Source organism: Apibacter sp. ESL0404, from assembly GCF_019469245.1.
Classification (GTDB): Bacteria; Bacteroidota; Bacteroidia; order Flavobacteriales; family Weeksellaceae; genus Apibacter.
The window spans coordinates 26,508-41,362 of the sequence record NZ_CP048267.1; the positions used below are offsets into that span (position 1 = coordinate 26,508).

Genomic DNA, 14,855 nt, shown 5'->3' on the forward strand with positions numbered 1-14,855 from the left:
TTTATTATTGCTTTTTTAAACGTTTTATACAATTCTTTAACTTTTTCGGATTTATTTTAAAAGTGATCTTCTTATAAGTAAACAAAAATTCCCTTGATTATTTTACATATTTTATTGTCATTAAATTTAAAAATTATTCGCCTAAAATCATTTTTTCAACTTCTTGTTTGGCCTGCTCTAATATATTTTTTGCTTCTTCCTGTAAGTGTTTTGCCCGGCTACGCAATTGCTGTATATGTTCGGCAATTTCGTTTTGTTTTTCAAAATTTACTGAATTATCTTGATTTTTAGGTATAAGTATTGTTTGATTAAAATAATTACTCATTATTAAATTTCTAATGCCATTTGTTTGACTTTGCATAGATTCTGTTAATTTAATATTGTAGATTGTCTTTAAATAACTAAATAAATATTTCGGATTTATTAGTTTTTCATTAATTCTAATTTTATGTATAAAATTAGAATAACATATTATATTTTCATTAATTATCTTATTATCTAAGATTGCTATTCTTCCAACTGGCTGGTCAGGGCTACCACCTGATTTTTCTATTAATAAATCATTTTCCTGAATATCAATTTTTTTCAGTTTTTCATTTTTAATTAACCTAAATTTTATTCTTGGATTAATAAGATTCAAATTATAATCATTATCAAATTCTGTAGCTCTTATTACGAGACATTTTTTGTATTTTTGTTTGTCAAAATCATCTACTTTTTCACTTCCCCAATCACCCGAAATACTTTGAACTATTAATTTTTTTAGTGGATATTTTATAAATCTATTCTCATCTGTATTATATAAGGATCTTTTCAACCTCGTTGTATTAGTATCATATAATTTTGGATCCAACCTTCCTCCAGATATCTCACTAAGCATAGTAGTAAAAATCCTATTTTGTAAAGAGTTATCTTTTTCGGGTAAGGCTATTCCTAATTCTGTAAGTAGATACGTATCTATACTTTCTAATAAAGCCTGGGCTTCGGCTTCTTTTTGTTGTTTTTGTTGATAAGCCTTTTGGTAATAGTCAACTATTTGTTGTTGTATTTCTAGCGGGGGAAGGGGAATGATTATATTACCTAATTCTTCTTGAGTTATTGCAGGATAATTACCTCCACTGCTACGTTGACCCATTTGTTCTAATAAAATTGGTAATCTCAATACATAAAACAAATATTCTCTAAGAATAATTTCTTTTTTTATATTACGTATTATGGAAAATCCTGTAGATGCTATATTTATTTTTCCAATATCTTTCAAATAAGAAACTGCTCCTCTAGTTGGTCGTGTTGTAGAAATAAGTATATCATAAGCTCTTGCTACCATTTTAGCCCTACTAGGAGCTCCTGATATTGGTATTTCCTTTATTGAGTTAATATATCCTGTTTCGAGATTAACTTCTCCGATTTCTATATATGGAAATTGGTTTTCAAAAAAATCAATTTGGTTCCAAGTTTCATTTGAAAATTTAACAATTTGTTTTAACTTCAAACATTCTTTTTTACTTATTTGATATACTAAATTAGTATATTTAGGTTTATAAAAATTAGGATCTAATCTTCCTTCCAACTCAGAACGGTTTACTAGAAAGAGTTTATCGGGGTCTATATGCGAAGATACTTTGTATGTTTTCATTACTCTATAGAATTAATAAATTTAGTAAGTTCTTCGCTTATAAAGTCCAATTCATTAGTATTAGTAGCCTTTCCGGTAGCATCATATCCTATATTTTCGGCAATAGCCATAAAAATAGGATAATCGGGCAATTTGCTTTGCCTTTCCTTAGTAAAAGCTTCCTGTAACTCTTCTTTTAAAAGGTTTATCTTTTCGGTAATGCTATTTTTAATTTCGGTTTTCTCCTCCTGCATTACTTTATTCAGGGCTTTTTTATCTAAATCGGGATGTTTTTTTTTGTACTCTTTTTCCCGTTTTTTAATCTCCTGTTTTTTCTCTTTTTCGTATTGAGTTACTTTTTCTTTATATTGTGAAGACGATAGTAAACTAAACCGGGAAGAATCTTTTATTTGTTTTATTTTTTCAGTAGTTTCCTGAGTATGCTTTTTAAGAAACAACACGGAGCTTTTTACACCTGCACCGGTAGCGGTAAAGGCTGTTTGTGGCAAGGATACCACTGCCACAATACGAAACATTTCTTCTATAGAATCGCGTACATATTGAAGGCTGCTGTTGGTAAGTATACCGTCGGGCAATACAATAGCCATATAGCCTCCTTCTTTAAGAAAACGGTAATTTTGTTCTATAAAGAGTACTTCAGTACTTTGGTTTTCTCGATTGGTTTCGGGCTTTGTTTTTAACGCCAGCCAATCGGCCTCTTTTTTTCCGAGGTTAAATTCTTTCACATAGGCCTTTTCGGTCTGTCTTACAATGCTTCCAAACGGGGGATTGGTAATAATAAAATCAAAACGATCATAAGTAAACCCACTGTTTGCCGTGTTTTTTTTAATTTCGTTGGGATGTAATAATCCGTCGGAAGTAATTACATTGGTATGCCCGTCGTCATGAATAATCATATTCATTTTGGCTGCCCTGGAAATTTGTTCGTTTATTTCTATTCCAAATAAATTCTTCTCAGCAAAGTCGTGCCAATATCTATAATGCTTGGTACCTTGTGTACTGTCTATTTTATATTTGGGGTAAAATTCCGAAGCCTGGTTTCTTACTTTATTCAGTGCATACAATAAAAACCCGCCACTTCCGCAAGCGGTATCCAATACTAAGGAATCCTTGTTAATAGGCAGCACATCAGTAATAAATTTCACTATAGGGCGCGGAGTGAAATACTGCCCGAAATTGCCTCGGAAAAATGAACTCATAAAGGTTTCAAAGGCACGTCCTTTACTATCCAGGTCGGTTTCTCCTAAATTAATTTCCTGCAAATAGGCAACCACGGTTCTTATACGTTCGTTTGCCAGGCGTATATCGTCTCTAAAAACTTCGGGATCTTTTTTTCTACCCTCTCCATATAAGATTTTTATCCTTTGGGCCAATCGGTTATTTTCTTCTTTTCTAACGGCTTCCTCTAAGTCTTTATTGGGTAATTTATAGTAATTTTTTATTTCAGAAGGTTCAATGGTAATAATTTGAAAATCATAAGGTTCTCCGGGTTTGCGGGGTTTGCGTTCATCCCATATTTTGCAGAAAATAAGTTTATCGAGCTCATCAAATGCTTCTGAAGGGTTTAAATGCCCTCCACCCCAAAGGGCATCGTGAGCCTTTTTAAACTGACGGGTAAGTTCTTCTTCGGAAACAACTTTAATGTCTGAAAATTTTTGTTTTCCCGTTTCAGATTTCAGGCTATCTGCTTCATAAACAAATTTATAATTAGCCAGTTTTTTTACTCCAAACTGAGGTATGTCGGGCTGGCTTATTTTACTGTTTTTATTTTTATTTACTTCAAAATATTCGTTTTTTAATCCTGAAGTTACCCATACAAACTTAACATTGTTGGGCAAGGCATAGGCATAGCTGTATGCCTGATTTATTGCCTGGGCAAATTCGGGCTCGCTAACCTCTTCTTTTTTACATTCTACCAAAATGTAAGGCTCTTCGCAATCGTCATCGTTATAAACAATTAAATCAGCTTCTTTTATACCCGATCCCATCGTAACAGAAACAAAAAGTTTTATCCGTTCGGGTTTGTATCCGTAATGTAAAATAAGTTTTAAAAAAGCTTCAGCCTGTACCTTTTCTTCCGGGTTAGCATAGTTTCTTTTTTTATTTTGGTGTATATAGGTTATTGTATGTGCTTCTTTATCTAATTTGATAAGGTTTTCTTTTATTCCTCTTTGAATTAAATCAGATTCCATATAAAAAATTTTCTAAGCGAATGTAGTTTAAAATCTAATAGTATCCAAAGTAAATGAGTATAGGTTAAATCTTTATACGTATGCTTTCCAAAATATGAGTCCAATAAAATAAATGAAAGGTTGATTAAAAAAAAGCTCTGATATTTTACTATAAATAATTAACTTCTATTAGGATATTATACAAGTAAATTCACCCTTTATTTTTTCCAAAATCAACTGAACTTTAAAATTTATAAGAATAGATGCCGGTTTTTGAATTTTTGCTGTTTAATCTGAAGTAAGTTTTTGCCTTAAATCAGCATTAAATCAGAAGAGGTAAAGTTTAATCAATATAATAAAAATCAATATAAGTATTTTAAATATTAAAATATAAATAAATAGTTTGTTCGAACAATAAAACAAATTTATTAAAAAAAATTATCTTGTATAGTTAAATTAATAAATAATTTTATATTTTATACAACAATTTATAAAATAATCTGTTATTTAAGGTATAGTTATAAAAATAAAATATTTTTATATGAAAACCACTGCAAACAATGAGGAAGGCACAGGCTCATCATTTCAATTAAATCCGCTTGCAAAAGAGGTCCGTTATTATGCCAAATATGGCGGAACAAAAGAAGACATATACGAGAATTCCCATATAATTTCGGTAAAAATACAGATAGACGGGATAGAGTTTTTCACTCAAACCAATATTCAATTGGAAATCAGACAAAAAATTAATGAACTGCATGAATTTACATTAACCTGTGTACCTGAAGAATTTGGAGAAAATGCTAATACCTATTTATTACAAAATTCACGCGCCTACTTAGGGAAAAGGATAACCTTTCAATTTCGACAGTTCGGCAAGGCTTCCTCGATGTTTACGGGGATCATTACCCAAATTTCCTCCCCTAATAAAGGAGGTATACGTCAAATACTTCTTAAAGGAAAATCCCCATCTGTTTTAATGGACAACGGACAACATTGTCGCAGTTTTGAAAATAAAAACTTTGAAGATATTATCAAAGAAGTCATCAAAGACTATCCTCAAAACCTAATCAATTTTCACATCAATCCTAATTATAAAGAAAGAATAAACTATGTAGTCCAGTATAACAGCAGCGATTTTGAATTTTTACAACAACTTAGCCGTCGCTTTGGAGAATATTTTTACTATAATGGGGATCAATTTTGTTTTTCTTCTTGGGGAGGAAAAATAATTGAAATTATGGAAGGCGAAGACGTATACGACTATGAGCTGAAGATGGAGGTTCATCCCCAAAGTTTTTCCTATACTGCTTACGATGCCCAACAAGGAAAAGATTATTTATTGGATTCAAGAAGTTATGGCATGCAACCCTCTCAAAATCCTTTCCAGCAGTATGCCTTCCAAGCCTCGGAAAACCTGTATAATGTATCCCCGACCAGTCATTACGATCAAAGTTTATTATCTAATGGCTCAATGGATATTCAACGTTCCTTGGAGAGAGATAAGAAAAAAAGGCAAAATTTGGTATACTTGGAAGCAACGAGTAATAATCCGAATTTACGCTTGGGTGATGTTGCCAAGATGATGGTATGGATGCCCGGTCATGAGATTTTTAAAAGCGGACGAGTTCCCATTGAGTCGTATAAAATTACTGAGCTGATTCACAGATTTGTAGACGGAGAAGGATATACGAATACTTTTGTAGGGGTACCAAAAGATATACCGGTTCCTCCTTATTATGAAATAAAAGATACTCCCAAAGCCGATATCCAACATGCACGAGTAACAGATAATAAAGACCCGCAGAAAATGGGCAGGGTACGGGTACAGTTTGCCTGGCAACGAAACACAAACAGTCAAACTCCGTGGATACAAGTCATACAACCGCATTCGGGGAATGGAAAAGGTACGTATTTTAATCCTGAGATTGGGGAAACGGTTTTATGTGCTTTCCAAGGCGGAAATGCTGAAGCGCCGATAGTATTGGGAACGGCCTACAACGGAGGAGAAATAGCCGCTTATTACAGTGAAGGAAATGACCTGAAAGTGATACAAACTCGCAGTGGAACTAAGATAATATTTAACGATGCAGAAGAACAGGGAAGCATTATAGTGGAAGACCCGAGCGGAAATAAGATATTTTTGGACGGCAAAGGGAACATGAAAGCCTATGCGCCCAAAGATATAGAAATGATTGCGGGCGAAAATATGAAAATACAAGTAGGCAAAGATTTGCATTTTTCGGTAGGCAACCAAGCAACCCTGGATATAATGCAAAAAATTTTGATAAACACCCCGTTTATGCAACAAATGATCAGCAATTTTTACCATACCCAAGCGGGCAAGGCCCTTATAAACTCGGAAAATCAAATAAAAATTGAAAGCCCGAAAACCTTTGTGCAAGGAGGGGAACGTTTGTTGCTTCATTCCGATGAATTGGCTACCCTAAATTCTCAAGGAATTGCAGAAATGAAAGGAGAAACTAAAAATTCTTTGAGTAATAAAAGTAATGATTATGAACCACACCGAGATGAAATAAAGGCAAAATGTTTAGTCATGTTCAGGCCTCATGGTAATTGGAAAGGAGAATATGGATTTGACTGGCTTAGATTAGGAGATAGTGGATTGAATTCAGATCCTAAATGGTTTGGAGAAATAGTTGGAAGGCATTATACAGATGCATCTTATACAACAATTTTTCCTAATACAAACTCTTGGAGTGTATTTTTTAAACAAGATCGGAACTTATATGATAAAATATTAAGATCATATAAGTCAATCATAATACCATGGAAACCAAAAATAAATGGAAATCCGTATTTATATCCCATACCAATAATGACTATGCTAAAAGGAGGAAATCATAAGCTAACTCTTAAAATAGAAATCTCTAAGAAGCCTAAAAAGCTATTTGTAAGACAACAAAAATCAGACTCAAATTATTTTAACCTCAAAAATTCGAACTTAGAAATAAGGGGTGATAATCAAAATTATAGTATATATAACAAATTGGAAATAGAATGCATTAAAAGTTTTAATAAGGATCAAATTATAGAAGTAGTTGCGGATACAGAAATATGTGGAAGACTTAAAATTTTAGCTAATGATCCTTCTAGATATAGATTTATTCCTATTGTATTTGTAGAAATTAAAACTAAATTTGGTGGTAAAGAGATTCAAGGTTCAGCTGTACGTGGTGGAGAATCATTCTTTTTACAAGGATTGAAGCAAGCATATACTTTTCCTAAGAATGGCAAAGTTGAATATGTAGGGATGGATATGAAATCTCATATCGAAAAAGAATATTGTAATAAAGAAGGAATAAAAAAAACTACAGGTAAGTTTAATAAAATGAAAATTGAAGATTTTTTAGATAAGTACCTAAACAAATTATATAATAATAAATATAATGATTATTTTAAATTATACTTTCTAGATATTTATTATCCTGGTCCTTATCCTGGTTCTATTGTGCAAGGATATTCTCCTTCTTTGAACTGTAAGCATGTAATGCTTTTTAAGGGGCATGATAAATCAACCCTTGCCCATGAAACTATGCATGCAATGGGATTACCACATACATTTGATGGACTAAGAGGAGAATTTACATATAAAGCTCAGCAAACCGATAACTTCATGGATTACTGTCATTGGGACCAAGATATTGAGGGTAACGCTAGGACTCCAGTAGAAGGAAGAACACTATTTAGGTGGCAAATGATTAAATTAAATTCTAATTTAAAAAATACTCATTAAAATGAATTATAATTATATACTATTACTTTTTTGTTTTTTATGTTATTCATGTCAAGGGCAGGTAAACGAAAAAACAGTAAAAATGAACTCTGAAAATATGATACAAAATATGGATACCATACAATATTATGAATATTTAAAAATATTAAATTTTAAACCAGATACTTTTAATAAAAAACTGTTTGATAAAGATGCCAAATTTGGAAAGTACATTTATGCAGACAATTTGGGAAATAAAGTAATAGAATCGGGTGGGGAGTATTTTAAATCAATTGGAGAAGGAGAATCTGAATATGTACAAGTAACTATTTTAAGAGATAATCCTTTACTTTCATTATATAAAGAATTTTATCCAAATTGTATAATAAAAAGAAAATCACTATATTTTTTAGATAATAATTCTATTGGTATCACACAAGAGTTTGATAGAAATGGGAAAATGATTAGAGAAATAAATGAAGATAAAAAATATAATAATATAAGATATAAAGATATAATTTCATTTTTGATAAAAGAAAATATATATAATGATAAAACTAAAGAGTTAAAAGGAGAATTGTCTGTTATTTTTATAAAAAAAGAAAAAAATAATCAAGAAACAAAACAACTACAAAATAAAGATGTTTGGATTATAAAGAATTTTATTTCTCCACCTACATTTGAAAATATTTATTATATAGATGCTCAAACAGGAGATATATTAAGTCATCTATATAAAGGGAAAGAAATGATACAGGATAAAAAAACTTCTGGAGTTTATAAAACCTACAAAGGAAAAGAGTATACCAAAAAAGAATGGGAAGAATTAGAAGAAAAACTATATGAAGAATATGCCCGTAAGAATAATATTTCAACTGCCAAAAATGACAATCAAGATAAAAATAATAATGGATTTGCCTCCCGATTTTTATTAGATGATTAGATCGTATATATATAATATTAGAATCAAAGGAAAGTTTTTAAAATTTCTGATCTTATTTATAATCAGTGGTTTTATTTCATGTAAAGAGCTGCAACCTCAAAAAAGAATATCCTATAAAAAAAATACTACCATGATAGAAAAATTTGATTTTAATATATATGAAAAAACTAATAAAGGATCTGATGAATATACTTTACCTAATGGTAATACAATATTTTCTATAGGATTTATTAAGAATAAAAAAGGATTTCAATATGAAAGACTACCTCCTCCTTCCTTTTTAACTATATATAAAGAATATTATGCCAATGGAAATTTAAAGTTAAAAGAAACCTATATAGGTCAACAAGTGAAAGTGGGAATTTCTCAGTATTACGATGAACAGGGAAATCTTATAAAGAAGGTAAATGAAGACCAAAAATTTGGAAAAATCAAACCCCAACAAGTATTGGAATTTTTACAGGAAAAAGGGTATATCAATCTGAAAACAGGTAAAGGACGAGTAGATGAGGAGGGGCGCCCCGTATTTAAACTATATTTTGGAGAAAAGAATAAAGAAAAATATTGGGTCATATCCATAGTTAAAGGAATCCCTAATACCGATCCCAAAAACTTTCCAAAGTTTGGAGAACCTCCGGCTTATTTACCGTTAAATTATGTAATGGATGGAGAAACAGGAAAAGTTAAAATAGATGGAGCAGAAGATAAAGACACCATCTCGGTGTATAAAACCTATAAAGGCAAAGAGTATACTCAAAAAGAATGGGAAGAATTAGAAGAAAAATTATATGAAGAATATTCTCGAAAGAATAATATTTCACCTGCCAAAAATGACAATCAAGACAAAAATAATAATGGATTTGCCTCAAGATTTTTATTAGATGATTAGATCGTATATATATAATACTAGAATCAAAGGAAAACCCTTTAAATTGTTGTTAATCTTTTTTATAGGTAGTTTTTTTTCGTGTAGCGGACAGAAAAAAGAAATTATAACACCCGAAGAAATGTATGCAACGGAAAAATTTAATATTGAAAAATTTAATCAATCTCGAAAAACAATTGGGAAAACCTATAATTCAAGTGAAGACAAATATGTTGAAGTTAATAAAATGGGAGATAGAATTATTGATTCTCTTTCGGATGGTACTAAAATAATATATGAGGTTTTAGAATATGTTGATACGGGTATAATTGAATATAATGAAAGTATTACTCCTCCCCCTCCTGGAATGTTTTGTATTTATAAGATCTATTATCCCAATGGAAATTTAAAAACTAAATATACAAAAATGAATATCGTAGGAGGAGATATATCATTTGGATTAGAATACCATTATAATGAAAAGGGAAGGCTAATTGACAAAGTAGATAATAATAAATTATATAATGATGTAAAAATTAATCCAGAAGTATTATTTGATATTTTGGATAAAGAAGGAATATACAGTAAAAAAGAACGACAAAAAGGTATTTTATCAGTACAATATCATTATGATAAATCACCAAAAAACTGGACATTTTTTTTAACTTTTAAAAAAGGTGATACACCCTTTTGGGAAGTAATTAGAAGCTATTACTTACATGATGGAAATCAACCTTATGCAATAGTATATAAAGTAGATGCTTTAACAGGTGAAATAACACCGATTTATAAGTATATGTTAGATAGAGCAGGTGCACCTTTTGAACTAATTCCCTTACAAAATAATAATAAAACTTCAAGTGTGTATAAAACCTATACAGGCAAAGAGTATACCCAAAAAGAATGGGAAGAATTAGAAGAAAAGCTATATGAAGAATATGCACGTAAGAATAATATTTCATCGGCTAAAAATGATAAAAAAGACCCAAACGATCCAAATGGATTTACTTCCCGATTTTTATTAGATGATTAAATTGAAACAAAATGTCACAAAAAATAACAGAGAAAGCAGTATTACAATGCGATAAGGGAACTATTGAAACACAATTAACGGTAACAAGTCAAAATTTTTTCTATATAGAAAATAAAGCGATAGCCACAGAGCGAGATAAAGAACCCAATATCAATATACATCCTTTAGGTTTGTGCAAATTAAAACCTTTTTCCGGAGGATATCGTCCTTGCATGCCGGCACCACTTTTATGGAAGCAAACTGCGGAAAAAGATGAACTAAACGGCCATAAAATTTTATTGGATACTTCTTTTTGTCCTTGCGCAACAGGAGGCACTATTAAAGTTGTTGATAAAGGGCATAAAGAAAGTCATGAATTAGAATGATATAAATTTTAAGTGTGACAGAAAAACAAAGATGTTTAATTTTTATTTTAGTAAATAGATAGTAGAAAAGAAATCAATTAATCTAAAAATATAAAAACAAGCACCAAATTATTTTTTTGGTGCTTTTATTTTTTTAATAACTCTAATTTCTACACCTATAAGTACCTCCTCTCTTTTGAAAATCAATCCATTTAAAAATCAGTTATATTGGTAGAAATAAAGGTAATAGATATACAAATTAACGTAGTTTAAAATCAGAAATTTACATTAGCTCTATCAATGTTTATAAACATGATTATCATTAAAATAATTTGTTTATGAAATAAAAAAAGTTTAAAAAAATACCATCGGTGTCTTTATCAACGATTTAAAAATTATAAAGGTATAATCATTGCAATTAGAGTATAGGTAGAGATGAAGTAATTAAATTTTAGAAGATTCTTGTTAACAACTGCATGTATTTAAAGGATGAAAATAATATATTATAAAACCATACTGTTTTTATTTATTGTCATTGGTATGGTTAGCCATCTTATATCACAATATAACAATAAAATACAGGATCCTCTTTTGAATTCAAGGCAGCAAAGTATAATAATTATATCGAGCTATACAGCTAAAGGAGACTTATCTCAACTTAAAAAAGCGTTAAATAATGGGCTTAACTCCGGTTTAACAGTAAATGAAATCAAAGAGATCTTGGTACATTTATATGCCTATTGTGGATTTCCGCGAAGTATTCGGGGATTACAAACCTTTATGGAAGTGATTGAGAATCGTAAAAATCAAGGCATAAAAGACATAGATGGAAAAGATATTTCTCCCCTTAAGAGGAACGAAAACAAATATGAAAGAGGAAAAAGGATACTGGAAGAATTGACTAAAACCCAACAACCTGAAAAACTTAGTGGTTATTCAGCATTTGCTCCGATAATTGATACCTTTTTGAAAGAACATTTATTTGCCGATATTTTTGAAAGAGATATTCTTACTTATGCTGAAAGGGAGTTAGTTACCATTTCAGCTATTAGTGCAATTGGAAAAGCAGAACCTATGCTTCGTTCTCATTTAAATATCTGTCTTCATTTAGGATGGTCTTCACGACAACTTCAACAATTTACATCCATAATAAAAACAACTTTAAAAAGAAAAGAAGCTGCCTCTGTGCGAAAAATTGTAAATGAAATAGTTGAACAGCAAGAAAAAAAACATAACATTTTAATCATGAATAAATTAACCTCAATATTAGCTATTGCAACATCATTAGTAGGAGCTGATGCAATACAAGCACAATCGTCTCATAAAAATGATCAACTAAATCCGTTTACCTTAGTTTATGAAGGCGCGATCGGAAAAAATGAACCGGGGAAAGTAAATATACATCCGGTTACCTATAAATTACATGGAATTGAAATAGCAGCTAATGTTTATACTCCGGCCCATTACGAGTCTTCAAAAAAATATCCGGCTGTAGTTGTAGCCCATCCTAACGGGGGAGTGAAAGAACAAACTGCCGGACTTTATGCGCAAAAATTGGCAGAAGCAGGTTATATTACCATAGCTGCCGATGCTGCCTATCAAGGAGCCAGTGGGGGAGAGCCTCGTCATACGGATAATCCGGCCTATCGCACCGAAGATATTCATGGCATGGCAGACTACATTTCTCAATACCCCGGAGTTAACGCCAATCGTATCGGAGCTCTGGGAATTTGCGGGGGCGGTGGGTATACTCTTAAGGCGGCTCAAACAGATAAAAGATTAAAAGCTATAGCCACTCTTAGTATGTTTAATTCGGGAGAAGTACGACGCAATGGATTCCGGAACTCACAAATCAGTACGATTCAAGAACGATTAAAACAAGCATCCGAGGCTCGAGCCCAAGAAGCATCCGGAGGAAAAATTTTGTATTCGGGAGTAGCTAGTGTTACAGATGAAGAGATTAATAAAACTCCTACGGATTTATATCGTGAAGGATTTGTATATTATTACAGAACTCATGCGCATCCCAATTCAACTTTTCTTTATACTACTAGTAGCCTTATATATTTAATGGCGTGGGATGCGACCGATCAAATAGAATTACTTAATCAGCCATTAGTAATGATTGCTGGAAGTAAAGCAGATACCAAATACATGACCGAAGAAGCTTTTTCTAAGGCTATTAATGCAAAAAATAAGAAGTTATTCCAAATAGAAGGGTCAACTCATATACAAACCTATTGGAAGCCTGAATACGTATCTCAAGCAGTAAATAAATTAGTTGAATTTTATAAGAAAAACCTTTAAAAAGTAGAGGATAAATCGTTGAGTTTTTTAAATTTAATAAACCATGAATCAAATTAGGAGCTCATTTTTTCAAGGAATACTTTTATGTACTTTATTATTATTAATGGCGTGTAGGAGTACCCATCAAAGTAATAGATTGGAGGATGCACGGGAAGTGTCGACGATTTTTCTTAAAGGAACTAAGGTTTCCAATGAGCATTTTACAGGAAACGTATGGTTAACATATTTAGCTCCATCCGATAACGTTTATAATGTTGTAATTGGTTCTGTAAGTTTTGAGCCGGGAGCAAGAACTCATTGGCATTATCACCCTGGAGGTCAAATATTATTGATAACTGAAGGGGAAGGATGGTATCAAGAAAAAGGGAAGCCCGTTGAAATTATTAAAAAAGGAGACGTAATAAAATGTCCGCCTGATATTGAGCATTGGCATGGAGCTTCAAAAGATCAGTCCATGACACATATTGCCATTGGAACTAATAGCAATTTAGGCGGAGCTGTGTGGCTTCATCCGGTTACCGATAAACAATATTTTAGCGGGGATAAATAAATACAAGGATAAACTTTTTGAATTTTTAACAACTAAATCTTATTTATAAATAGAATATTCTCTATTGGAAAAATTTGTAAAATTTCAAGATTAGGTAAATATAAATCCACAATTTGTTTGATTAAAATACACATATCTGAAACGGTATAATTAATAAAGATAATGACCAACAATATTCTAAAACTTATAGGGCATTTATCTAATAGGAAGTTAATTGCCTGTATTGCAACTGTAAAGAGGAATTCATAAAATTTAAAATATTAATTACTTTATGAATTTGAATAATAAAGTAGATGTTGAGAATTAAGAATTTAGTCAATCATTTTTATAATTTAAAAATAATATAAAATTTTTAAAAATATAAAATAAAGTTATTGATTTAAGTAGTAATTTTTATAAAATAGGAATTATTTGAATAAAAAAAGTTAAAAATAAAATCTAAAAATAATAAATTTTAAAATTAAAATTATATAATTAGGTAGAATCAGAATTCTTATAAAATAAGAGTAATCAATTAAGTTAATTTAGTAAAAAATGAATTGTCAATATTGACTATAGAGTATAAAAAAAATAATACTAATGAAAATATGTAAAAATGTATTGTTGATTAAAAAGTATAAATAATGTTTATATAAAACAAAATGTTTACTTTTTTGTGTATTATTTATTAGGATAATTTTTGTTTTTTTAATTATAAATATAATATCAAAATAATTACTAAATTTGCTTAAAATTTGATTTTACTAATAATAAAAATTATTTTATATGAATATTTCTGCCAAATATGATTTATTTTATGGATTATTTTTTTATCTAATCAAAAAAAATGAAAAATTTTATATTGATAAATTCAGAGAAAAAGAAAGCTATGAAAGTTCGTTCTTGCTTTCAAGTTTGCCTCAATTTATTAATAGAAAGGAAAATCTTATCAATTTTCAATTAAATTTAAATAATAAGATAATTATTAATAATCATAGTAAATTTTACAATAATTATGATATCAATTTTCATAAAGTAAGTTGTAAGTCTTCTTATGAGAAAAAAAATATTGATTTAACATTTATAAATCAAAATAAAATTTTCGTTTCTACTCAATCGAAGTATCTTATTTGTTATTTTTTTCACAAAAGCTGCTATTTAGAGAAAAATTTCATTTTTAAGTTATATTGCAATTAATCTTCATCTTATTCAGAAAGAAAAAGATCTTAATGTTTATAATTCTTTATCATAATTTTTTATTAAAAATTAAATTATAACTTATTAATTACGA

The 14,855-nt window shown here is 30.2% G+C and carries 9 protein-coding genes; 7 read left to right on the top strand and 2 right to left on the bottom strand.

Going from position 1 to position 14,855, the window contains the following annotated elements; translation table 11 throughout:
- Positions 1-133 precede the first annotated feature (133 nt).
- Together GYM72_RS00135 and GYM72_RS00140 are read right to left on the bottom strand one after the other, a co-directional pair.
- On the bottom strand, positions 134-1,636 hold the full coding sequence (locus tag GYM72_RS00135) for a restriction endonuclease subunit S (RefSeq protein WP_220264291.1): 1,503 nt from the start codon (positions 1,634-1,636) through the stop codon (positions 134-136).
- On the bottom strand, positions 1,636-3,828 hold the full coding sequence (locus GYM72_RS00140) for an N-6 DNA methylase (RefSeq protein WP_220264292.1): 2,193 nt from the start codon (positions 3,826-3,828) through the stop codon (positions 1,636-1,638). Before GYM72_RS00140 ends, GYM72_RS00135 begins: the two co-directional genes overlap by 1 nt.
- 520 nt (positions 3,829-4,348) lie before the next feature.
- On the opposite strand from GYM72_RS00140, the gene GYM72_RS00145 reads away from it, so the two are divergent.
- From GYM72_RS00145 to GYM72_RS00180, 7 genes are all read left to right on the top strand, one after another.
- A complete protein-coding gene (locus GYM72_RS00145) occupies positions 4,349-7,564 on the top strand; it encodes a phage baseplate assembly protein V (protein WP_220264293.1) in 3,216 nt (1,071 codons plus the stop codon).
- A gap of 82 nt (positions 7,565-7,646) precedes the next feature.
- Positions 7,647-8,486 (top strand): hypothetical protein, encoded by an 840-nt coding sequence (locus GYM72_RS00150; protein ID WP_220264294.1) that lies wholly within the window; start codon positions 7,647-7,649, stop codon positions 8,484-8,486.
- A gap of 130 nt (positions 8,487-8,616) precedes the next feature.
- A complete protein-coding gene (locus GYM72_RS00155; RefSeq protein WP_220264295.1) occupies positions 8,617-9,375 on the top strand; it encodes a hypothetical protein in 759 nt (252 codons plus the stop codon).
- A gap of 43 nt (positions 9,376-9,418) precedes the next feature.
- Complete coding sequence (locus GYM72_RS00160) at positions 9,419-10,384, top strand: hypothetical protein (RefSeq protein WP_220264296.1); 966 nt, start codon at positions 9,419-9,421, stop codon at positions 10,382-10,384.
- An 11-nt stretch (positions 10,385-10,395) separates the two neighbouring features.
- Entirely contained in the window at positions 10,396-10,749 is a 354-nt protein-coding gene (locus tag GYM72_RS00165) for a DUF4280 domain-containing protein (RefSeq protein ID WP_220264297.1), read from the top strand.
- A gap of 468 nt (positions 10,750-11,217) precedes the next feature.
- On the top strand, positions 11,218-13,035 hold the full coding sequence (locus GYM72_RS09845) for a carboxymuconolactone decarboxylase family protein (RefSeq protein WP_255571507.1): 1,818 nt from the start codon (positions 11,218-11,220) through the stop codon (positions 13,033-13,035).
- A gap of 43 nt (positions 13,036-13,078) precedes the next feature.
- Positions 13,079-13,585, top strand: a complete 507-nt coding sequence (locus tag GYM72_RS00180) for a cupin domain-containing protein (protein WP_255571508.1) — start codon at positions 13,079-13,081, stop codon at positions 13,583-13,585.
- The last annotated feature ends 1,270 nt before the right edge of the window (positions 13,586-14,855 follow it).